This window comes from Oceanobacillus chungangensis, assembly GCF_003369565.1.
Classification (GTDB): Bacteria; Bacillota; Bacilli; order Bacillales; family Amphibacillaceae; genus Oceanobacillus; species Oceanobacillus chungangensis.
In genome coordinates this window covers 495,680-519,296 of the sequence record NZ_PIOD01000005.1, presented here as the reverse complement: position 1 = coordinate 519,296, position 23,617 = coordinate 495,680, and the positions used below count along the sequence as shown (strand labels likewise).

The window sequence follows — 23,617 nt, the reverse complement described above, 5'->3', positions numbered from 1 at the left end:
TGGATTAAGTCCAGTCGAATACCGAACTCAATCCAGCCAATCAGCTGCATAATAAAACTCTAACTTTTAGGGGTAACCACCTGTCTTAGGGAGCTGTTTTTCAACATTTTTTTGATACTGCAACTTCTCCGCCGACTACAATTGTTTCCTTTGCACCCAGCTGTTTGATTTTAGTTTTAGTTGCATCTGGAAGCTTATTCGCCTGTGTTAATAGAATTGGCATACCGTTCTTCGCAGCATGTGATGCTACAGATAATGCATCTGGGAAATCCATTCCATTTGCTACTACTACTTTTTTAGTTCCCTTAGGTGCTACTTCAGCAGCAATTAATGCAGCTGTATCGAATCGTGAATGTCCCGAAATTCGTCGTACTTTAAGTCCGGATTTTTCCAGTGCATTTGAAACATTCTTACTTACCGCTACTTCTCCACCGAGTATTACAATATTCTTCGCGCCAAGTCGTTTAATCTCTTTCAATGTATTATCCCAGAGCTTATTACCAGGCGTCATAAGGATTGGTGCTTTTAATTTATGTGCGAGCGGCACTCCTGCCAATGCGTCTGCAAAGTTATCCCCACGTGTTATGATAACTGTTTCTGCAGATGTCCAACCACGTTGACTAATTTCAATGGCAGTGTCATATCTGGAATATCCTGATACGATCTAATTGTGCTTTAACAACCACTTTCGTTGCTTGACTCACATTTCCTGCTTTATCTCCCGCAGTTACTGTTATTTCATTTTTACCGTTTTTAAGTGTGATCGATTTTGAATAATGTCCCTTTGCTACATTTGCTGTCCTTATTAAATTTTATAAAAAATTACAACAATATCATACTATATATCTACTATTAAAGGAACATGCATATCTATAGAATTATTTTTTGTTTAATCCGCAACATTGTTAGGTCAGAGGTTTGATTAGAAGATAGGATGCATTTACTAGATTGGCTTGATAAGGGAATAAGAATAGACTAAATCAATAAATCGAAATAAGCGTTAAAAATGGTATTTTTATTTATAATTTTTAAGTAGATTCAAGCTAAGCGTACCCTAAGTCTACCATTTTAAGTAATCAAAGAGACATAATTTCATCCCTAAATTAACAATTTTCAGAAAGATAACACTAAATTACTATAAATTTATAAATATTCATTCTATTGGCTCATTGATTCAATTTCGTTAATAAACTATGATAAGTCTGAAAATAGTATTTAATCCCTTTTAATAAACTTCACGATATTCTTCATAAACTTCATCATGGAATTTAACCTACATTAACCACTATCAAGTTTAGTACAAGACTGACTAGTATTTTCCTTGCTGTAATTTTACCATATCAATCTTTTTCAGTAAGAGTATCTGGTCAATTTATCGTTTGTTCTCATCCTTATGGATGTAACAATAAATTACTTAGTTGAGCTCCCAGTTAACTCGGAAAGACATAGAAAATCGGAACCCTCAATTAAGAAGAAAGGAGGTGAAACAAATGACTGCTGCTGTAAATAAGTCATCCATAGTTTTATATACTGCATTATTGTCTTTTATTAATAGAGTTATAAACGTACATCAAGAAATAACGTCTTCTAATAATGTGCAAAAAAACGCAGGCTGGTGGGTTGTTGTATACCTAGTTGTTGCTATTGTAGGTATCGCCTTACTAATGTGGGTATGTCAAAAATATGGTAATGGTGCCGAATATGGTGGAGATTTTAAATTAGGGCCTTTATCACTTTCTGTTTATTGTAAGTAAAAATGTGTGGGCTTAGGATTGTCTAGCAATCCTAAGCCCTAAATAATAGCATTTGTACCTTTCAAATATTTACCTTACATAAACACTGTGTTGCAGATTTCCCCTGCATCTACTATTAAGCTAAGCGAGGATCTTCAGATGCTGAAAAATTAAAGCAGCATTATAAACTTGCTTCGAGGAGCGTAAATATGATTTCTTTATATATTAAACATAAAAAATATAATTCTTTTGAACTTGCTGATATTCCAATAAACATAAAGCCTGGAACGATTAATCTTCTATTAGGTCATAATGGTGCTGGTAAAACAACAATTATTAAATCGTTGTTTGGACTTACAGAATTTGAAGGAGATCTTAATTTAAATAATCGTAAAATATCTTTTGAATCTCTAGATGATGTTGATTTTTTCAAAAATCAAATTGCCTATTTACCAGATAATATTTCTCTATTAGATTATTTAACGCCAACAGAATATTTCCAGCTGATAAAATATACTAACAACAGCGAAACAAATGATACTTATTTAAATCATTTGATCCAAATTTTTAATCTTGATAAGTATTTAAATGTGCCTATCAGGAACCTCTCACACGGGAATAAAAAGAAAACCCAAATTGTTTCTCAATTATCCAGAAAAACTAATTTTATGGTTTTTGATGAACCTACAAATGGGCTAGACCCTGATATGATAATTACTTTAAAAAGAGTATTAGAGAAGTTAAAAGCCCAAGGAGTGGGAGTGTTAATTTCCACACATGACTTAAATTTCGGTAAAGGCTTATTTGATAATATTATTATATTAAGAGACGGATCGATTAAATTAAATAGTACGAAAGAAGAAGTGAAAAGTAAATTCGGCAATATTTTGTTAGAGGATTTATACACCCAAGTAAATAAAGATTATTATAAATATATTGAGGGGTTGCTAGATGAACTTAATATATCAAGCAGTTAAAAGAGTAGAATTTTCCAGATTTACAGCAAGAATAAGACATCTTTTAATTAATAATCTATCCCACTCTATCTTACTGTCATTAGGCCTATTGGCCATCTATGTGATAAGCGGAGCGCTAACAATCCAGATGATAATAAATATGGAGTTAGATCTAAGTGAAATTTATATAAATTTGGTTAAGGTTAGCATAATATTTAGTACTTTTTTTGTAATAATGTCAAGAAATAGTTTTAAAGCTGATGAATTTGTGTTTTTCTATTTAAATACAAAAATAAAAGCCCACCAAATTATTTTTAGCAGAATCGTTTTACCCTTCACTTTTTACTTTTCTGTTCTGGTTTTAATAGCAATACCGATAATGGTAGGTATTCTTGTAAAAGGTTACACTGTTAATCTTTTTTACGTATTATTATTACTTATGTCATTTACTATTAGTTACTTTTTATCATTTACTTTATGGATGGCCATTAACATTTTTACAATAAAATTTACGGGTGTGAAAGAAAAGTTTTGGTTAAATACAATAATTAAAATAACGATAGTTGCTGGAATAATTTATTTGATTGATTTTCTTGGAACATTTTTAGTGGGAAGAACTCTACTGCATGTACTTGCAGTTTTATTACTTGGTATTGCGATTACGTATGTTTTTGTACGATTTTCAATAGAATTCCTCACTAAAACATTTATGCAAAAGGATGCTGGTAACCTTTCACAAAAATATACAAGTAAGAAATTAAATTATAAGAATAAGTTTCTGCTTCAAAGTAAATTAGAATCAATCTATTTTTTTCGTGATCAAGTGTTTAAAGAGCAAAGCTTTTTCTTCATCATTTTATTAGTTATTGTTATTTGTCTCTATTATTATTTAGATTTAATTAATTTTACTATGATTTATTCAGTAGTAATAAACTTTGGTCTAAAAGAAATCATTTTATTATTGCCCTTAAGTATTGGTATTCATTTTAGAAAATATAAGGAAGCAATCTATACGATGAATGTTGGGAAATACCACTATTTTCTTTCAAGAATATTGTTCATTTATATCTTAAACTGTCTCACATACTTTTTATTTATAACGATTAGTTACTTTTTAACTGGAATGGAGATATTTGGGATACTGGAAACTTTTATCGTTATAGGGTTTGTTACAATGGTATCAACATTGGTAGGTTTCGTAATTGAAATTACTGAATTAAATAAGATATATATACTCATTTTCCTTCTACTAATCATAAATACTTTTGACATATTAATAAAACAACTATTTAATAACCAGATACTTGTACAGTTTACTTATATATCACTCTCAGTATTAATGTTTTTAATCATTGAAACAATTTATTTAAGGAGACCAATATTGAAATGAGCCTATTAACGTTTATGGTTATTTTAATTTCAGCTACATTACTTGTTCTTATTGTTCATGAAATAGGTCATATTATTCCTATAATAGTATTTAATGTCTTAGAAAAGCGACCGTTCTATTATTTCAGTATAGAAATCAATGCAAAGTACTTTTATGTTAATCATGAAAAATTTGATAAACATTATAAGAATTTAATAGTTGCGATTTGTGGTTCTTTATTTCCGATCTTGGTATCCGTGATAGTGGTTACTATTATTGATAATCAATTTACTAATTTAGTTACATTATTATCTTTTGGGAATCTATTAATGCTACATCCTAAACTACCTGATGGAAGGAACATAATAAATATATTAAAAGAAATGAGGGAGCGTAATGGCAAAAGTATTTAAAGCTATTTCAAGTGGCCTAAGTGTAACATTCTTATACGTACTGGCAGTATTTATTGCACCTATTATTCTATTGTTATTAGGTTTTTCAAATTTAATAGCAGCCCCAACACTATTTGGGCTCAAATTATACAACATCGAGGTCAAAGATACGGTATTTACTACAGAAGCAACCTTCTTTGGGTGTTTATTAGCCTTTATGGTGGGATTAATCATTCATTTTACGATAAGGTTTTTGTTGGGATTAAGGAAGACAGTTTCTGAAGGAAGCAATTAAAGCAAGGGAAAGTGTATAAATTATTATGCAAATGACGATTAAAAAGGAAGGCCTTTTCCAGGTAAAAATAGTCATACAAGAGGTCTTCCCTATACCGATTTACAGTAGAAAATCGTGAATGTACTAGAAAACAAGATATTACTGAAGTTTTTCGTAATTATCTAGAGTAAATCAGGTTATTTGTTATTTGATTTCTATACTATATATTCACTCCTTCAGTGAAAATCCAGCTCACTAAGGAATTGAAAATAACGCGGCTAATTGATTCACATTTCCCCCACTCACTGCTCGGAGATATTTTCTTCCTATACAAAAACCCTTTTGAGAATTCATCGCATATGTAATAATACCTCTCATAATTAAACTGCACCTCCAATTGATAGTTTGTTAACAATTCGAGGTGCAGATTGGTTCTATTTGAGTTTATTAAAATGTTATGGCAATAACTTTCTTAATGCATTCCCCACATCTCTACTTACAGCTACTTCTCCACCAAAGATGGAAAGACTATCTGCTTTTTGTTTCTTAATATAGTTTGATAGTGCAGCTGGAACTTGGTTATGCACCAATAATATGGTACTCTCTTCCTTCGCTGCGAGTACTGCTTCAGTCGAGGAGGAGATTTGCAGCCAACTGCCTTCAGATACTAGATCACCCTTGACAACCTTGTCTTGAGCTAACCACTACTACTGCTTTCGTGGTTCGGGACTTCAACCCTAGAGAATATGCGCATGCCTGACACACTTAAGAAAATAACCGGGATGTTTATCCTCCCTGTTATATTTTACATTCCCTTTTTTCAACATATCAAATAATTCAAACCAAAAACTTTGTAGCTACAATGGCATTCTGCGGTAAAAGACAAGGAATTCCTTGAATCACTGGATAAGCAAGTAAACTTTCAGATGAAAAATAAGCACTTTCTGTCTTAATAATGTCAGTTTTAGTTACTGGACAACATAACGGCTCTAACACTTCCTCATCACTTTCTTTTCTAATAATCATTAACCCAGTTGGATTTAACGGATTTGAACTAACTTCAAACAATCGATGTTCAATAATTTCATAACCAAGGTCCTTTACTGTGGCATATAATTCTGTAACGTAACCGTGTTCACGCATTCTACTTTTCCCTTCTTCATTTGCAAATTCAAATGAAGGTTCCAATAGAATTAAATATTTGTTGGTAATCCGGTATAACTCCTCCAGTGCTTCTTTTTCCCTACCTCCATTCGGTTCTACGGAATGAGAAGAATAAACAATATCAATTGAGTTATCTTTTAATGGAATATCAAACATATCCCCTGTAAATAATTCTACATTTTCATATCCTAATTCACCTAGAAAATTATTAGCAAATTTTACCCTGGACCAAGATAGATCAAATCCGAAACATTTATCAGGAATTACTTCTAACCTTTGAAGTAACGGGCCCAGTGTAGTCGCTTCACCAACTCCTACTTCTAATAAAGACCTATATTCTAATTGATTTAATATTTTGGCAAGTTGATTGCAATACTCATCCTTCTGAATAGGATTAGTTTTATAACTCTCAATATAAGTACCTGATTGGAAATCATAACTGATTAATATATCTTCTATTGCATTACGCTCATTACCATCTAATTCCTTTAAATATTTGATTATATTTTGGTTATTTGCATATAACTCGTTTATTCTTTGTAATATTTTTAGCTTCTCCATTTTCATCCTCCAATTATTTAGTGAAATGAGATTACAGTTTTATATTCCTTAGGATTAAAAATATAATTAGCAGCTTTTAACCATTATATTATTTAAAATCATTAAATCCATAACTCCTATCAAACGTTTTCGACTTCAAATCCAACCATTTCCAACCGATAATAAAACAGTAACCTCGACAAAATCTGCTATACTAATAATACATATAAATATAATAGAATCCAAGATAAAGAAGGTAATCAGAATGAATGAATTCCAAGGTAAAACGATACTTATTACTGGTGGCACTGGATCTTTCGGTAAAAAATTTATTAAAAAGATCCTTTCCTATGATGTAAAGAAAGTAATTGTCTTCAGTCGTGATGAACTGAAGCAGTATGAAATGAAGCAAGAGTTTACGGATAAGCGAATGCGTTTTTTCATTGGCGATGTGCGGGATAAGGATCGTTTATATAGAGCGTTTGATGATGTTGATTATGTTGTACATGCTGCCGCTATGAAGCATGTTGAGGCAAGTGAATACAACCCATTAGAAGCTATCAAAACAAATATTAATGGTGCGCATAATGTTATTGAGGCTGCAATTGACTGTGGTGTTCAGAAAGTAATAGCATTAAGTACAGATAAAGCTTGTAGCCCAATAAATTTATATGGTGCCACTAAACTGGCGTCCGATAAATTATTTATAGCTGCAAATTCATATACAGGAGATAAAAATACATCTTTTGCGGTTGTGCGCTATGGCAATGTGGTTGGTAGTCGCGGAAGTGTTGTACCATTTTTCCAGAAGATAAAGGAAACTGGCACAATTCCAATTACAGATGAGCGCATGACACGATTTTGGATCACATTAGACCAAGGTGTGCAATTTGTTATTGATAATTTCCGTCGAATGCATGGTGGGGAATTATTTGTACCTAAAATTCCTAGTATGAAAGTGACAGATCTTGCAGAAGCAATTGCTCCAGAATGTCAAATGGAATTCATCGGGATTAGACCTGGCGAGAAATTACATGAAGCGATGATTACAGTGGATGATGCAAGAAGGACTTTAGATATGGGTGATTACTATATTATCCAGCCAGAGTTTCCATGGTGGAAATCTGAGTTTGGGCATGGTGGAAGAGAGTTAGAGGACGGATTTAGTTATGAAAGTAATACTAATGATGATTGGTTATCTGTTGAACAACTAAGAAATCTTACTGACACCATGTAATAAGCTTTCCCTAATTGATAAATCACTATAAAATTTTGAGGTGGGATTTAATGAAGGTCATAGGTATAATACAGGCCAGAATGACTTCAACTAGATTACCTGGCAAGGTAATGAAAACAGTAAATGGTACTACATTACTTGAATATCAACTTGAGAGAGTGAAGAGGTCTAAACGACTAGATCAAATTATTGTTGCAACCACTAATAATGGTACAGAACAACCGATTGTTGATTTATGTAGAGATTTAAACATCACTATTTATCAAGGTTCGGAAGAAGACGTATTAGAAAGATATTACCAGACAGCCAAAAAGCATCATGCTGACATTATCGTTCGGATGACATCTGACTGCCCCCTTATTGATCCTAAAGTTATTGATAAGATCATTAAATTCTATTTAGATAATAATTATGATTATGTTTCTAATACACAGATCAGATCATTTCCAAGGGGAATGGACACCGAAGTCTTTTCAATGGATAATTTAGAAGCTGCTTACTTAAAAGCAAGTGAGGATTATGAAAAGGAACATGTTACACCCTACTTTTATTTGAATCCTAATCTTTACAGCATAGGGCAGTTCGTTTCTAAGCCAGATACTAGTAAGTACAGATTGACTGTAGATACCGAAGAAGATTTCGAACTTATTTCTACTCTTATCAAAGAACTTTATCCTGTTAATCCTTTATTTACATTGAATGACATTATTGAAGAAATGCAAAATCAGCCACATTTAATAGATATTAACAAACATATTGTTCAAAAAGAATTAAGGGATAATTTATGAAAATTTTACTAGTTGGAGCAAATGGAATGCTTGGAAAAGCATTATTTACTCACTTTACTAAAGAAAAACTAAATATCATAACTGTAGCTAGAAATAAGAGTGATTATGAACTCGATCTACTATTTGAAGGTGAACAGATAATAAAAATTATTGAACAGGAAAAACCAGATGTAGTTGTTAATTGTGCTGCAATAGTTAATCTAAAATATTGTGAAAAAAATCCAGGTGAGGCATATATTATAAATGCTCGTATTCCTGCATTTATCGCTTTAGCCTGCAAGAATGTGAACAGCTATTATATCCAAATATCAACAGATCATTATTATACGAACGATAATATCAAACAACATAATGAGTTGGATCAAGTTAGATTATTAAACGAGTACGCACGTACCAAATACGCTGGCGAAATATTCGCTCTAAATTATGAAAATAGCCTTGTTATACGCACAAATATTTTAGGGTTCAGAAATAAACTCAATCAACCAACCTTTATAGAGTGGATAGTAAAGTCATTAGAGACTAATCAAACGATTACTGGTTTCGATAATTATTATACATCAAGTATTGATATATACAGTTTTGCTGAAATTCTTAGAGAATTAATTGATTATAGAGTCACAGGAATACTTAATATAGCTTCTTACGATGTAATTTCCAAATATGAATTTATTCATTCCTTTGCTCGACACTTAGGATACAATGATTTAGTCATCAAGGGTGAAATGATAAATGAAAAAGAAATTACTAGGGCAGAGTCTTTAGGATTAAATATTGGCAAGCTAACTTACTATCTTAAAAATCATACAATCCCCACATCTGAAGAGGTAATACTAAAATTAGTTAAAAAGTATAAAGAAGGTGCATTTTATGAACTACAAAAGTCAAATTAAAATAGGATCTACAAAGGTTTCGATTAATGACCCCGCATATTTTATTGCTGATATTGCTTCAAACCATGATGGGGATCTATCGAGGGCCAAAGAATTAATTTGGTTATCAAAAGAATCGGGAGCTAATGCAGTAAAATTCCAGCACTTTAAAGCAGATAAAATTGTTAGTGATAAGGGTTTTAAGCAATTAGATAATCAAAGTAGTCATCAATCAAGTTGGGGAAAAAGCGTGTATGAAGTTTTTAAAGTCTCTGAATTTAATAGAGATTGGAATAAAGAACTGATTAACGAGGCACAGAAAGCAAAAATTGATTTTTTCACAACGCCATATGATTATGAAGCTGTAGATCAGATTAATCATTTCTTACCAGCTTACAAAATTGGATCCGGCGATATAACTTGGACTGATTTCATAGAATTTGTATCCCAAAAAGGTAAACCTACCTTACTAGCCACTGGTGCATCAGACTTTCCCGATGTTCAAAGAGCTGTAAAGACTATATTAAGGCATAATAAACAAATAGTTTTAATGCAATGTAATACTAATTACACTGGTAGCCTTGAAAATTTTAAATTTATAAACCTAAATGTCCTAAAAACATATGCTACTATGTATCCAAATATGATTCTCGGACTATCAGATCATACCCCAGGACACGCTACTGTATTAGGAGCGCTAGCACTTGGTGCAAGAGTAATTGAAAAACATTTTACAGATGACAATGATCGAAATGGGCCAGATCACCCCTTTTCAATGAATCCGCATAGTTGGCGAGAGATGGTTGAGAGATCTAGAGAATTAGAATTTTCACTTGGAAATGGAATCAAGACTGTTGAGAAAAATGAGCAGGAAACTGCTATTATTCAACGTCGAGCAATTTATTTAAAACGAGATATGTCTGCTGGAGATATTATCAATGAGCTTGATATTGAATTCCTAAGACCAGCTCCACCAAATGCTTACTTCCCATACGAAAAAGAACAAATTATCGGAAAGCCAGTAAATAAAAACAAAGACATTGGAGAGGTAATATTCAAAGATGATATTGGAGGCAAATAAGTATGTTGATTGGAGAATTTGTTGGTCTAAGAGCAATTGATAAAAGCGATTTATCAACTTTATTAGAATGGCGGAATAAACCCGATTTTCGATTATTTTTTAGAGAGTACAGGGAATTAAATTATGATAATCAACTTCAATGGTATGAGAAATATGTTCTAAACGATCCGAACACAAGAATGTTTGCTATAACAGCATTAGATACTGGTGAATTAATAGGTGCATGTGGTCTATGTTATATTGACTGGATAAATAGAAATGCAGATTTCTCAATATATATCGGTAAAGATGGTAAATACATTGATGAAATATTTGCAGTTGATGCAGCCAAAGTAATGGAGAAGTATGGATATGAGGAGTTAAATTTACATAAACTATGGGCAGAAATTTATTCGATAGATGATAAAAAGAAAGCATTCTTTCAAAATTTAAATTTCAAGCTAGAAGGAACTTTGAAAGAAACTCACTGGACTGAGGGCCAGTGGGTTGATTCTTTGTATTTTGGGAAAATTAATACATCGGTATTACAATAGTCTGTTCGATTAGTTTGACACTATTTTAATGTCCTATAGAAGTTATATTAAAGGAGTCTATATAATATGAAGCAGCAAAAGTTAGAGTATGAAGTAATTTCATCTACATAAACCGCCTGTGCATACTCCTCAGTAAATTATTCAGAAGAAGACAAGCAAAGTTATAATGAAAGAGTAAATAGGATTTATCCACCAAAAGCTAGCTTTTTAATTGATTGTCTAAAAGATAAAGAAAACCTCACAATTATCCTTTTTTGACATTGGTACAGGTTCAGGATATTTCTTAACATCTATAAAGGATCTTGACTTTGATAACGTTAGGAGATCTGAATTCTCTGAAACACGAATTTTAATTGAGTTTACTCAATTAAATGATCTACCAGACATTTTAAGAAACTGTTCAGCTAAAGTTTTTTGCATGATTGGGGTTTTAGAACACTTATTTAGATTTACAAACCTAAAATAAGGAATAATACTCCACAAGTAACTGAGTAGTATTTCAATGATAAATTTCTCCCTATCTTAGATTAATTGCAATTAGTATTTGACGAAGCAAACTTTCCATCTGAAATTCATATTTTACTCGAGAAATAAATGGTTTTCGATTTTTTATAAGCATGCTCTTATACAATAGGTATTTGAGCATGCCTATAATAATATTTATCTTATAAGGTGAAACTGAAAATTATCTCCCAGTAATCATTTAAGAAACAGGAGTTGATTACTTTATAAGGCAATTTCTTATAAAAGTTCACTAGAAGAATTCAATTTATAGCTATATTCAACACTGGAAGTCCCTGGCGAAAATCCACTATATATTTAATATTTCTATGCACTATTGTTGTAGGTACAATATTGATTGAATTTATCTTAGGCATAAAATTCAATTCCACATTTCTCATAGTGTAATCAAAAAGATTTAAAAAGTCCGCATTCAAACCGTGTCCGGCCGAAAAGTACTTTATATTATCCACTTTTTCTTCATCGATGAGGTGAAAAGTAACATTATCAATACTACTACAAAATCTTTCCTTTTCCCTATAGTCAACTAAATTATCTGCTACACCCTGATAAGACCAAATCACAGCTTTATTTTGAAACCCATCATACAATTTATGTAAATCCAGAATACACTTATCATAATCAAATTTCCTAGCAAAATAGTCAAAACGTGTTTGCAAAACCATTTTTCCATAAGTCTGATTTAAATAACGTGATGAAGTTAAGTAGACAGGATTTAGCCAGGCAGAATTATCAACTATGAATGTAAAATCATTAGGTGCCAATCTATTACATAAGTAAGCCAAATAAGCACCGTGTGAATGACCATAAGCGATTACTTTATTTTCATCATAGACAAGCTGATTATCATCTAAAATCAATTTAACGGCAAATAACGCAGTTAATAAATCCATTGCTTGCATAAAGCCCATATCATTAAACTGATGTTTATTTTCATTTAATATCTCTGTTGCTTGTAGCATACTGGAATACTTTGATAATATGCCAATGACCGTATTAAAATTTTTCGACCCATTCTTTAAAGTTTTAAAATCACCTTCCGAAAGCAAATTACGGTAATTATTAATATCAAAAGATAAATTTATTTTATTTGATGTCTGCATAAACTCACTGCCAAAATAATCGCACTGTATCACAATTAAATTATATTTATCCGCAAATTCTAATCGCATTTTCTTATAAACATTTGACTGTGAATGTGCACCATATCCAGGTATCAACAATAATAAACCCGTTTCTTTATTCACACCATATTCAGGTTCTGAAAAGTAGATATCTAAATTACGATTGGTATTCTCACCAGTGTAAATATTATAATGTGCGGGGATATTGATATGATTTTCCTTTGCCAAAATAATAAATTCCCTTCATTCTTATTTACTGATTACCTCTTCAAGACTAGAACTAATCAACTTCTCTAATTCTAAGCTTTCCTGCTCACATTCCCTCATAAAGTTACTAAACAGACGTACAATTTCCTCACCCTTCACGAACATATCTGGCTCTCGATTTAGCCGCCTAATTTCATTTCCCAAGAACTCTACGTAAACACGAATATAAAATGAGAGGAAATTTTGATAGTAAGAGTTATCTAATAACTTATTATACAAGCCATCAAATTGAGTTAATGATATACTGACATTCGATTTACTTCGTGATTTTGTATGATTTGAAATAGAATGGATAACTTTCTTTAGTTGTCTCATTAAATCTTGATATTGATTGTTGCTTTTCTTTAGGCTCTCTCTTTGTGTTTCGATTACGCTATAATCATAATCGTTTTGTGCCTTCCACCAATTAATTTTTTCAATTGGTTTGGTCAATATCTCCTCAATTACATTTTCAATCGGTTTAAAAGGTACCCCTTCAATTAGTGCCCCACCCTTCGTTGTATTAATATAATTTCCATTATACAACTTGGCAAAGCTCTCAAGCCCAACACGCATACTATTAAATCCTATGTTGGTCTTAATATCATTACCATATACATCTTTTGTCGTGATTGCTTTTTCCATTTCTTGCTCAGAAACTTCAGATTTAATAAAGTCATAATTGATACCTTCTGAGTATCTTCTATCATGCAAATAACCTAAGTTCTGCCCAGCAAAAACAATTGGACTAGCCCCGAGCTTATTTAACACTTGAAAAGTCATCACAGCAATTGAAGGCGAATCTATGATGAGGTCTTGCTCTACATCCAACTGTTCTTTCAGGAAATAAGTCGAAGTCCTATCCTGTGACGTTATAAAGTGAACTTTTGGTCCATCATAATTCTTTATTGTCTCATACCCAACACTCGAGCCAAACAACATTGGAATCGTATCAATTTTCTTATCAATCATCTTTTTATATACTTGATGATTATTCGAGCCAGGGTCATATGTACACACCGCATCTGGAAATACATCATACTCAATTAAACTATTAATTGCCGACCCAACCGCAAATAGATAGGCCAGATTATTGTCCTTAATATACCGAAGATGCTCTATATCCTCTGCAAGTGAAGGACCCGCTGAGACAATAACCGCGGGTTTTCCAGCAAATTGTTTACGATCGATATCTCGCAGCATATTTGGAGTGTTTAGTACTTCCTTAAAATTAAGCAAGCTATTCATTACCCATAATTTTTGAAAGCTTGTTTTTGTACTTAAAGATATACGTCTACTTTGTACAGCATCCTTCACTCTTTGATTAAAACTGATAATTTTACCCTTTATTAAGTTCTCATAACTAGGTAAATAGATGATATGAATTTTTTTATTACTAGTATAAAACTCTTCTAAGTAGTCATTATAAATCGCTATATGTGTATCAATGTACAGATTTTGAGCTTTCTTTGTAACGAGGTATTCCAGTTTTCTCACCTCAGTCATCGCTAAAAAGATCTCAGAAATCGGCTCATATAAAGAGTAACTATTGTCAGGAAACAATTCATGAAACAATTCAATATGATAGCCCATGCCAATTCCATAGAAAAAAACATGAGTGTCCTCTGTTATTTTTCCCTTGTGAGATGAAATAATCCGCTCCGCTTCTTTCATAGGATCGTACATACTATGAACCATAAAATGTTTATTATCTTCTGATTCATAGCGAATTGTTTTGACCCTTGTTTTCGAATCTAATACAGTAATTCGTTCAGATTCTATCTCTTTTTCATATTCACGAAAGTATTCTCGAATTTCAGGAAATCTTTCTCTTAAGAACAATGTATTATCAATTAACATTTTTTAAATACTCCTCATTTTTAAGCGATAAGACTAATGCGTCTCGTAAAGTTTCATAGGCAGGAGTTACTTCATAAGACAGAATATCTGAGATGAGAACTGTATCCATGACTTCAGAGGCTTCGAGTAGCTGTGTAAAACTCGTTTCGCATTGCTTCAAGCCTTTTACCATTTCATCCCATTTAGCAGGCTTCTGTGGAGCTCTTTCTGCAATAATCATAAACTTCAAAATCCACTGCATTCCCTCTGTCAATTGGGCCAGCCCTTCCCATGATTTTCTGGAAAAGAAACCCTCATAACCTTCATCAACTAGCTCCGTTAATGCTGGAATGGAACGCTGTAAATAGGAATTAATAGACTTCATCGCCTCCCAAATTGTTTCTTTCACACTTCTAGTAATAATTTCTACTAGAGCTATTTCATTCAGATGCTTCTTTATGTACTCTTCATGATTCTCGTATACTTCGATGTCATCTATGAGTAAATGACTAAATACAACCGCTTGATCTTCAACTATTTGATTTACCCTTTCAATAATAATATTGATTGCAGATTCATTGTTATCTATTTGGAAATATTCATTTTTATATTTTAATTGCATTTTCCTGCCTCCAACTTGCGATTTGAAATGATTAACCTACTAATAGTATCGGTTTATTTGAGTGATATTTCAATAGAAGATTTGTGCTATACTTTAATTGTAACTATTGATTTTGATGATTGCTATTCTAGTAATCTAAGGAGATAAAACGATGAATATATCTATTATCGAAACAAGAACCGTACCTACTGTTAAAGTAGACGATGATAAAAATAGTATTATTTTTCATAGCAAATATGATCCACTTCGCGAGGCAAATGCATGGTGTAAATATGCATTAGAAAGTCTGAACGATGATGAAAAAGTTGTCATTGTTGGACTTGGCGCAGGCTATCATATTAAAAAGCTTGCAGAAACAATCCCTGAGAAAAAAATAACAGTCATTGAATTTAATAGTGATTATTATCATTGGTTCATGGAAAGCCCCTTATTCGCGGAGATAAAAGTATATAGCAATGTTGTACTCAAGCTCTTTAGTAACCTTCCCTTGAATCAGCAGAAAGAAGTATTCACTACCATTTCTCTAGAGAATCTATGCATACATAAAAGCGGATTAGATATGATGCCATCACATTATGAAAAAGTTAAGGAAATAGTAGAGGATATCCAGTTCAGAAAGAATTCTATCAAGAACCAGATAGGGAATATCAGAGGAAATTTCGCGAAAAATATTGCATTACGTGATGAAGGCATTGGAAGTCTGGGAAATACCTATCAAGGAAAACCGATGATTCTTATTTCTGCAGGACCTTCACTGGATAAGCAAATGAACTTATTAAAGCAAATATATAATGAAGATAAAGTCATATTGGGTGCAGTGGCTACTGCGATTAAGCCTTTGCTCAAGAATGGGATTATTCCCCATTTCTTTATACTTATTGATCCAAATATAACAACATATACTCAATTAACCGATATTAATTTACCAGAAACGCCAATGTTTTATTTGAGTTCGGCCTTTCATGATACGGTTCTACTCCATAAAGGTCCAAGACGGATTCTCTGGCAGAATGGTCTTACAGAAGCAGAAGAAATGGCGCATAAATTAAATGAGCCATTAGTCCAAACAGGAGGTTCTGTTGCCACTGCACTCCTTGACCTCATGATTATATTAGGAGCTAGCAATGTTGCATTGGTTGGGCAGGATCTAGCCTATACAGATGGACTAAGTCATGCAAGCCATGCCCATGCCCAAAAGAGTATTACTGAAACAGCCGTAATCCATTGGACAATGAATTATTATCAAAACGGAGAAGTTGCCACTGCAAAAAATTTAACAATTTATCGAAAATGGTTTGAAAATTATGCAGAGGCACACCCAAGTTTGGAGTTATATAATTGTACAGAGGGCGGAGCATATATAAACAATTGGAAGCATATTAGTTTAAACAGTTATTATGAAACTATTAGGTAGTTTTTAGAAGACTAAAGCTGTCTCCTAATGTCTTGGTGTCAGCTTAGTCGCACTATTGCAGTGAAAATACTTTCTCTTGAACAAACGGAGGCTGTATTATTATATTTGATGGAACTACTTTGCATAGCATAGTGGTTCCTTACCTGCAAAATAAAAGGTTACGAATCGAATAGTGATTCGTAACCTTATTATTATTGTAATAATTGTAAAACACCCTGTGGTTGCTGGTTAGCTTGAGCTAACATAGATTGAGCTGCTTGAGAAAGAATATTATTCTTAGTGAATGCCATCATTTCTTTCGCCATATCAACGTCACGGATACGTGATTCTGCAGCAGTTAAGTTTTCTGCTGATGTTCCTAAATTATTGATAGTGTGCTCTAAGCGGTTTTGAACTGCTCCGAGATTTGAACGATTTTCAGAAACTTTATTTATTGCATTTTGTACTTTTGTTAAGTTAGCTGTAGCCGTGCCATTTGAACCATCTAGTGCTGCTAATGAACCACCCGATACTATTCCAGCCATCTTATTATTGGATAATGTTAAAGTAATTGTTTCACCAGAATTAGCACCAACTTGCAGTGTAATATCTGCAACTGTTCCATCTAACAAATTCTTCGTGTTAAATTGTGTTTGATCTCCAATACTGTCAATTTGTGCTGTTAGTGCAGTAATTTCAGCTTGGATTTTATTGTTATCATCAGTTGTAAGTGTTTCGTTGGCAGCTTGTGTATATAATTCTCCCATACGTTGCAAAATAGCATGCGTTTCGTTCAATGCGCCTTCAGCTGTCTGAATTAGAGAAATACCATCCTGTGCGTTTGTAGATGCTTGTTCTAATCCCCGAATTTGTCCACGCATTTTTTCAGAGATTGCTAGTCCTGCAGCATCATCTGATGCTTTGTTGATTCGAAGACCTGATGATAATTTTTCTAACGAACCTTGTACTGAATTTTGGTTTGCTCCTAATTGACGATGTGCGTTAAGAGCAGAAATATTGTGATTGATAATCATTTTCCTAACCTCCATGTTTTTATTTTACTAGCAAGACCTATCCTTGTGAAATGCTAGAGTAGAAGAAGACACTAGAAACAGAAAGGTCTCCTTCAAGTATTCAAAAAAATTATTGAAGCAATTGTAAAACGCCTTGAGGCATTTGGTTTGCTTGAGCTAACATTGATTGCGCTGCTTGTGAAAGGATATTGTTCTTAGTGAATTCCATCATTTCTTTCGCCATATCAACGTCACGGATACGTGATTCTGCAGCAGTTAAGTTTTCTGCTGAAGTTCCTAAGTTGTTAATAGTATGCTCTAAGCGGTTTTGAACTGCTCCCAGATTTGAACGGTTTTCAGAAACAGTGTTGATTGCATTTTGTACTTTTGTTAAGTTATCTGCAGCTGTGCCATTTGTACCATCTAGTGTAGTTAATGTACCTGAAAATAATGTAGCAGCTTTATTATCACTCAAAGCTAATGTAATAGTTTCACCAGAGTTAGCTCCAACTTGAAGTTCAAGAGAAGCATTGGTTCCATCTAACAATTTCTTTGTGTTAAATTGCGTTTGATTCGCAATACTATCAATTTGCGATGTTAAAGCAGTAATTTCAGCTTGAATTTTGTCGTTATCATCAGTTGTAAGTGTTTCGTTGGCAGCTTGTGTAAATAATTCTCCCATACGTTGTAGAATAGCATGTGTTTCGTTCAATGCACCTTCTGCTGTTTGAATTAGAGAAATACCATCCTGTGCGTTTGTAGTTGCTTGTTCTAATCCACGAATTTGTCCACGCATTTTTTCAGAGATTGCTAGTCCAGCAGCATCGTCTGATGCTTTGTTGATTCGAAGTCCTGATGATAACTTTTCTAATGAACCTTGTACTGAATTTTGGTTTGCTCCTAATTGACGGTGTGCGTTAAGAGCAGAAATATTGTGATTGATAATCATTTTTCCTAACCTCCATGTTTGTATTTTACTAGCAAGACCTATCCTTGTGAAATGCTAGAGTAGAAGAAGACACTAAAAGCAGAAAGGTCTCCTTTAAGTTTTCTAAAAATTTATTGAAGCAATTGTAAAACGCCTTGAGGCATTTGGTTTGCTTGAGCTAACATTGATTGCGCTGCTTGTGAAAGGATATTGTTCTTAGTGAATTCCATCATTTCTTTCGCCATATCAACGTCACGGATACGTGATTCTGCAGCAGTTAAGTTTTCTGCTGAAGTTCCTAAATTATTAATTGTATGCTCTAAGCGGTTTTGAACTGCTCCGAGATTTGAACGGTTTGTAGAAACAGTATTTATCGCATTTTGCACTGCTGTTAGGTTAGTTGCAGCTGTGGCATTTGTACCATTTAAAGCCGTTAAGCCACTCACTCCTAAAGTACCAGCCGTGTTATCACTCAAAGTTAATGCAATAGTTTCACCTGAGTTAGCTCCAACTTGAAAAGTGATAGTACTTGTACCATTTAACAATTTCTTTGTATTAAACTGTGTTTGGTCAGCAATACTGTTAATTTGATCAGTTAAAGCAGTAATTTCAGCTTGAATTTTGTCATTATCATCCGTTGTAAGTGTTTCGTTGGCAGCTTGTGTAAATAATTCTCCCATACGTTGTAAAATAGCATGTGTTTCGTTTAATGCCCCTTCAGCCGTTTGAATCAGAGAAATACCATCCTGTGCGTTTGTAGATGCTTGTTCTAATCCACGAATTTGTCCACGCATTTTTTCAGAGATTGCTAGTCCTGCAGCATCATCTGATGCTTTGTTAATACGAAGGCCTGATGATAATTTTTCTAACGAACCTTGTACTGAGTTTTGATTTGCTCCTAATTGGCGGTGTGCGTTAAGAGCAGAAATATTATGATTAATAATCATGTTTTCTTTACCTCCATGTAAAAATATTTTTTGCAGGTCACATCCTTGTGTCCCACATCTATAACAACTCTGATTTAGAGCTATTAACAAATTAACTTGCAGTTCTCCTGAAAGAACTTGAAATCTATCTTTGGATTCACTCATGTTTGATGAATCCCTCAGACTTCGTTGTATCTTCTCACATCTGGATTGATGATACATTATTTATATCGGCAGATTTCGATAATGTTTAACGTTTTTAAAAAAGTTTTATAACTTTTATATTGAACAATAAAAGAAAGCTAATAAAGTACAGAACGCAATAAATCAAGATAAAAATTCTGAGTTAGCCCAATCAACAGCTAACTCCATAATCAGCCGAAGTTAGTCAGATAGTCACAAAACAACTTAGTAAATCATCCCCAAATATGATAGAATTCCTTGATGGATTAATAGATTTCATATGAGGATAATAGTGAAAAAGTTATTATTTATTTTAATAAGTATCGTATTTGTATTAGCTGCTTGTAGTGGAAATGAAGAAACGAAGGACTCATCCAGCAAAGATAAAGCTGGTGATCATATTGAAACCACAGATAGTAATGACAGTTCGAAAGATGAAGAATCCCTTAACGTAGATAAAGGTCTTCTAAATGTTGAGGTCACAATTCCCGCTTCTTTCTTTGAAGGAGAAGATTTGGATCAGGTGATTGCAGATGCTAAAGAATCCGGGATTAAAGAAGTTACAGAAAATAGTGATGGATCTATAACATATAAGATGTCTAAATCACAACATAAAGACATGATAAAGGAACTTGGAGATGAATTGAATAGCACGATGGAAGAACTCGTTAATAGTGAGGATTTTGTTTCTATCCAAGATGTAACTGCTAATAAATCATTTTCCGAGTTTACAATGAGCGTGGATCAAGAGGCTTTTGAAAATAGCTTTGATGGAATGGCAGCATTAACACTGGCATTCAGTGGCATGATTTATCAGTTATTTGATGGTGCTAACCCTGATGATTATGAAGTTACTATTTTAGTAAAAAATGCAGACAATGGCGAGATATTTGATACACTCATATACCCTCAAGATTTAATGGAAACTGAAGTAGAATAATAGGACTAAAGCCATCTATCTATACTGGATGGCTTTTTATATACTGTTATATTTTTATTTTCCATGTTAAATATAGGAGCTTAATGCAAAAGTTAATCTCCTCTTCTATCTTTTTATGATGATTGGACACAAACTATGAGAGTTAATTCACTAACACCTATAAACAAAGGAACAGCCCCCATCCACCCCCATTCAATTCAATGGCAGTCAATGCACCTGTCCCTTTTCCACTTAATAATTACAATTTAAAAACTCTAACCAATCCATGCAACTCTTCTGCTAATTTAGCAAGTTGCTCCGAACTTCCGGCTACCTCTTCCATAATGCTGCTTGTTTGTTGAGACGAGGCAGATGTTTGTTCAACTCCTGCAGCAGACTCTTCTGATATGGATGCAATCTCTTCTATTGATCCATTCATCTCCTGTGCACTGGCAGCAATATCCGCTAAGTTTTCTGATATAGCAGTAATGCTTTCTACCGTTTCTATTACTGCTTCACTTATATTCCCAAAAGTTTCGCCTGTAGTTTCTATTTGTGCCGTTCCTAGTTGAACTTCTTTATATCCATCTTGCAATGAACCTGTTACTAAGGTTGTTTCCTTTTGAATATTTGAAACAATGTCTGTTATATTGGTTACTGAGACAGAGACTTGATCCGCAAGTTTTCTGACCTCATCAGCCACAACAGCAAATCCTTTTCCATGTTCGCCAGCCCTTGCAGCTTCGATTGCAGCATTTAGCGAAAGAAGGTTTGTTTGGTCAGCAACATCTTTAATAACCGTTACTAAATTAGAAATCTCTTGAGACTGTTTGTCTAAACCTTGCACCTTTTGTACAGAATCTTGTACAATTTGATCAATTCTACCCATTTGTTGAATGGATTTATTCATCAACTCTGAACCATCTTTAGTCATGCTTAAGACAATCTTAGTATTATCTCCTATGCGTTCCCCACTTTCATTTGCCTCTTGAACTTTCATTGTAAAGGAACTCATTACAGATGCTAAATCACTTGCGCTATTTGCCTGAGTCTCAGATCCAGATGCTAATTCCTGCATGGTTGTTGCAATTTGTTCCGTGCCAACTTTTATTTCATTTGCAGATTGAGTTAGTTCCTCACTTTGACTGCTAACTGTTTCAGAAACTGTATTTATTTGGCTTACAATATCTCGAAGTCTATTATTCATTTGATTTGTAGATGTTACCAATTGACCAATTTCATCTTCTGATTTTGCTTGTAAATTTAACTGACTTAAATCACCCAATTCAAGTTGCTTCATGATATTTGTTACAAGAGGAATTTCCCTTAACATCCGCTTTAACAGGAAGATTACTATTACAATAAGAATTAAGCAAGAGATTCCAAAGTATATCATCATCATTTTCGTAAAGGTACTTAAACTGCCTAATGCTTCCTTCTCTGGTAAAGATGTACCCACTGACCAACCAGTTGTAGTAACTGGTGAATACCCGATATATTCCAGTCCATCATTTACTTGAGTTAGTTCAAGTCCCTTTTCACTCTTAACCATTTTTTTACCAATATTTCCGATTTCTCCAGAAAGCGATTGAATTTTTTGTTCAATTATTAGTTCATCTTTTGGATGATACAGGAATGTTCCTTCGTTGGAGATTAAAAATGAATACCCACTCTCCCCCATCTTATATGATTGCATTAATTCCGGTAATCCATCCAAAAATATGTCAATCGCAACGATACCAACCGTATTTCCATCCATTTTAATTGGTTTCATTACACTCAAAATAATCTTTCCGAATACCTCATCCATATATGGCTCAGTAAAATATACATCATCTTCTACTAAGGCTGGTTCATACCACGGTCTGGATTTTATATCAAAACTGGAATCCGATAAAACATTATTACTTCCAATTAAAAAATTTGATTTATTGCTGGCAACCCAAGTCATTGCGATAGAATCATCTGACTTAACAATTTCATCAAGTGATTTCAAAACCCCATCATAATAGGAATTTGTCGTTGCTTCCTCCCTTGATCCTGCTGTATTCAAGTACTTTACTATTTCTTGGTTTGTTGCTATCTGTCTCACGATTGTTCCTTTTTCTGCGAACATACTATTAACTTGATCTGCAATTGCAACACTTTTTGTTGATAGGGTTTCTTCTACATTTTCAACTAATAATGATTTAGTATAAGAATGGATTAGACCCCCTGTAGCAGAAAATACAATTACAATAGCTATAAACAGAACAAGAGATACTTTTGTTGAAATACTTTTTCTTATCCAATTAAACAAATTTGTCTTCCTTTTTTTATCCCCCATGTAAATCTTCCTCCCTATCCATTTGACTGGCTTTCTACTTATGCCATTAGGTTGATTGTGCTTTTACTTATAAGATCTTTTCCACTGCCTTTTTAAGTTTCATTAAAAAAACTTCAATATAATAATCTACATCCATCCGATAGTTCTTCCGATTATCAATAAAGCAGCAAGTATATATCCATTCCACCAACTTTATCGAATTCTGCAGTTATCTGAATGGCTTTCTCATAGCCTGATAATGTAGTGTTCCCCTGAAAAATTGTTGGAGCCGTTATATCTGTTTTAATGCCATTCTCTACTATAGTAGTAGATATTCTACCCGCAAGCATATTGCCCAATTCACCACTAAATGATGAAAGCATTTCTCCTTCTAAAGGCATGCCAAACATTGCTTCCCCAATATAACTAAAAACACTTGCATCACCAGATAAAATTAAACTACCCTTTATATCTCCTGTGACTGCAATCAATACTCCAAATTGAAGTTCTAATTGCTTTCCTAATAATTGAGGTTTACTCATTTGATAATTAATCGGCATTATCGACTTTAACGATACATTTGTTCCGTTCAATAAATTCGTAATGATTCTGTTTCTTTCATTAATTTCTATCGTCATTTTATAAGCTCCTTCCTTTA

General features: G+C 33.3%; 24 protein-coding genes. 12 read left to right on the top strand and 12 right to left on the bottom strand.

From position 1 onward, the window contains the following. Positions 1 to 100: 100 nt before the first annotated feature. Both CWR45_RS06070 and CWR45_RS20455 read right to left on the bottom strand, forming a co-directional pair. The gene (locus CWR45_RS06070; protein ID WP_281271836.1) at positions 101 to 664 is read right to left on the bottom strand and encodes a cell wall-binding repeat-containing protein; all 564 of its coding nucleotides are present in this window, start codon (positions 662 to 664) and stop codon (positions 101 to 103) included. After that, positions 639 to 806, bottom strand: coding sequence for a hypothetical protein (locus CWR45_RS20455; protein WP_425453599.1), 168 nt, complete (start codon positions 804 to 806; stop codon positions 639 to 641). The genes CWR45_RS06070 and CWR45_RS20455 overlap by 26 nt, the downstream gene beginning before the upstream one ends. A gap of 684 nt (positions 807 to 1,490) precedes the next feature. Between CWR45_RS20455 and CWR45_RS06065 the strand changes: the two genes are divergently transcribed. From CWR45_RS06065 to CWR45_RS06045, 5 genes are all read left to right on the top strand, one after another. Next, a complete protein-coding gene (locus tag CWR45_RS06065; RefSeq protein WP_115748959.1) occupies positions 1,491 to 1,754 on the top strand; it encodes a hypothetical protein in 264 nt (87 codons plus the stop codon). 188 nt (positions 1,755 to 1,942) lie between these two features. Next, on the top strand, positions 1,943 to 2,710 hold the full coding sequence (locus CWR45_RS06060) for an ATP-binding cassette domain-containing protein (protein ID WP_115748958.1): 768 nt from the start codon (positions 1,943 to 1,945) through the stop codon (positions 2,708 to 2,710). 358 nt (positions 2,711 to 3,068) lie between these two features. After that, entirely contained in the window at positions 3,069 to 4,079 is a 1,011-nt protein-coding gene (locus CWR45_RS06055; protein ID WP_147294825.1) for a hypothetical protein, read from the top strand. Beyond that, a complete protein-coding gene (locus tag CWR45_RS06050) occupies positions 4,076 to 4,471 on the top strand; it encodes a hypothetical protein (RefSeq protein ID WP_115748956.1) in 396 nt (131 codons plus the stop codon). Before CWR45_RS06055 ends, CWR45_RS06050 begins: the two co-directional genes overlap by 4 nt. Beyond that, positions 4,455 to 4,745 carry a hypothetical protein gene (locus tag CWR45_RS06045; protein ID WP_115748955.1) on the top strand — a complete coding sequence of 97 codons (291 nt, stop codon included), beginning with the start codon at positions 4,455 to 4,457 and terminating at the stop codon, positions 4,743 to 4,745. The genes CWR45_RS06050 and CWR45_RS06045 overlap by 17 nt, the downstream gene beginning before the upstream one ends. Before the next feature lie 434 nt (positions 4,746 to 5,179). Here the strand turns inward: CWR45_RS06045 and CWR45_RS20290 are convergent, their stop codons facing one another. Beyond that, on the bottom strand, positions 5,180 to 5,314 hold the full coding sequence (locus CWR45_RS20290) for a hypothetical protein (protein WP_281271833.1): 135 nt from the start codon (positions 5,312 to 5,314) through the stop codon (positions 5,180 to 5,182). 247 nt (positions 5,315 to 5,561) lie between these two features. Beyond that, entirely contained in the window at positions 5,562 to 6,449 is an 888-nt protein-coding gene (locus tag CWR45_RS06040; RefSeq protein ID WP_115748954.1) for a methyltransferase domain-containing protein, read from the bottom strand. 244 nt (positions 6,450 to 6,693) lie between these two features. On the opposite strand from CWR45_RS06040, the gene pseB reads away from it, so the two are divergent. The 5 genes from pseB to CWR45_RS06015 are packed head-to-tail and all read left to right on the top strand — an operon-like array spanning position 6,694 to position 10,939. After that, positions 6,694 to 7,665, top strand: coding sequence for a UDP-N-acetylglucosamine 4,6-dehydratase (inverting) (gene pseB, locus CWR45_RS06035; RefSeq protein WP_115748953.1), 972 nt, complete (start codon positions 6,694 to 6,696; stop codon positions 7,663 to 7,665). A gap of 50 nt (positions 7,666 to 7,715) precedes the next feature. Then, positions 7,716 to 8,453 (top strand): cytidylyltransferase domain-containing protein, encoded by a 738-nt coding sequence (locus CWR45_RS06030; RefSeq protein WP_115748952.1) that lies wholly within the window; start codon positions 7,716 to 7,718, stop codon positions 8,451 to 8,453. Next, complete coding sequence (locus tag CWR45_RS06025; protein WP_115748951.1) at positions 8,450 to 9,346, top strand: dTDP-4-dehydrorhamnose reductase family protein; 897 nt, start codon at positions 8,450 to 8,452, stop codon at positions 9,344 to 9,346. Before CWR45_RS06030 ends, CWR45_RS06025 begins: the two co-directional genes overlap by 4 nt. Further along, entirely contained in the window at positions 9,324 to 10,406 is a 1,083-nt protein-coding gene (locus CWR45_RS06020) for an N-acetylneuraminate synthase family protein (protein WP_115748950.1), read from the top strand. Before CWR45_RS06025 ends, CWR45_RS06020 begins: the two co-directional genes overlap by 23 nt. 2 nt (positions 10,407 to 10,408) lie before the next feature. After that, a complete protein-coding gene (locus CWR45_RS06015) occupies positions 10,409 to 10,939 on the top strand; it encodes a GNAT family N-acetyltransferase (protein ID WP_115748949.1) in 531 nt (176 codons plus the stop codon). A gap of 764 nt (positions 10,940 to 11,703) precedes the next feature. Here CWR45_RS06015 and CWR45_RS06010 read toward each other — a convergent pair. From CWR45_RS06010 to CWR45_RS06000, 3 genes are read right to left on the bottom strand one after another with little or no spacing between them, the layout of a single operon-like run. Then, positions 11,704 to 12,813, bottom strand: coding sequence for a DUF2920 family protein (locus CWR45_RS06010; RefSeq protein WP_115748948.1), 1,110 nt, complete (start codon positions 12,811 to 12,813; stop codon positions 11,704 to 11,706). A 21-nt stretch (positions 12,814 to 12,834) separates the two neighbouring features. Further along, entirely contained in the window at positions 12,835 to 14,691 is a 1,857-nt protein-coding gene (locus tag CWR45_RS06005) for a motility associated factor glycosyltransferase family protein (RefSeq protein ID WP_115748947.1), read from the bottom strand. Then, positions 14,681 to 15,292: a hypothetical protein gene (locus tag CWR45_RS06000; protein WP_115748946.1), complete on the bottom strand. Its 612-nt coding sequence runs from the start codon at positions 15,290 to 15,292 to the stop codon at positions 14,681 to 14,683. The genes CWR45_RS06005 and CWR45_RS06000 overlap by 11 nt, the downstream gene beginning before the upstream one ends. A 151-nt stretch (positions 15,293 to 15,443) precedes the next feature. Here CWR45_RS06000 and CWR45_RS05995 point away from each other — a divergent pair, with 151 nt between their 5' ends. Then, on the top strand, positions 15,444 to 16,706 hold the full coding sequence (locus CWR45_RS05995) for a motility associated factor glycosyltransferase family protein (protein ID WP_115748945.1): 1,263 nt from the start codon (positions 15,444 to 15,446) through the stop codon (positions 16,704 to 16,706). Positions 16,707 to 16,897: 191 nt separating this feature from the next. On the opposite strand, the gene CWR45_RS05990 is transcribed toward CWR45_RS05995, so the two are convergent. The 3 genes from CWR45_RS05990 to CWR45_RS05980 form a co-directional block, all read right to left on the bottom strand. Beyond that, positions 16,898 to 17,719 (bottom strand): flagellin N-terminal helical domain-containing protein, encoded by an 822-nt coding sequence (locus tag CWR45_RS05990; protein WP_115748944.1) that lies wholly within the window; start codon positions 17,717 to 17,719, stop codon positions 16,898 to 16,900. A gap of 109 nt (positions 17,720 to 17,828) precedes the next feature. Continuing rightward, on the bottom strand, positions 17,829 to 18,647 hold the full coding sequence (locus CWR45_RS05985) for a flagellin N-terminal helical domain-containing protein (RefSeq protein WP_115748943.1): 819 nt from the start codon (positions 18,645 to 18,647) through the stop codon (positions 17,829 to 17,831). Positions 18,648 to 18,757: 110 nt separating this feature from the next. Next, positions 18,758 to 19,573: a flagellin N-terminal helical domain-containing protein gene (locus CWR45_RS05980; RefSeq protein ID WP_115748942.1), complete on the bottom strand. Its 816-nt coding sequence runs from the start codon at positions 19,571 to 19,573 to the stop codon at positions 18,758 to 18,760. Between the two features lie 454 nt (positions 19,574 to 20,027). Between CWR45_RS05980 and CWR45_RS05975 the strand changes: the two genes are divergently transcribed. Beyond that, positions 20,028 to 20,675, top strand: a complete 648-nt coding sequence (locus CWR45_RS05975) for a hypothetical protein (protein ID WP_245975350.1) — start codon at positions 20,028 to 20,030, stop codon at positions 20,673 to 20,675. A 238-nt stretch (positions 20,676 to 20,913) separates the two neighbouring features. On the opposite strand, the gene CWR45_RS20080 is transcribed toward CWR45_RS05975, so the two are convergent. Further along, positions 20,914 to 22,980: a methyl-accepting chemotaxis protein gene (locus CWR45_RS20080; protein WP_115748939.1), complete on the bottom strand. Its 2,067-nt coding sequence runs from the start codon at positions 22,978 to 22,980 to the stop codon at positions 20,914 to 20,916. Between the two features lie 155 nt (positions 22,981 to 23,135). Then, entirely contained in the window at positions 23,136 to 23,597 is a 462-nt protein-coding gene (locus CWR45_RS05965) for a chemotaxis protein CheX (RefSeq protein ID WP_115748937.1), read from the bottom strand. Between the last annotated feature and the right edge of the window lie 20 nt (positions 23,598 to 23,617).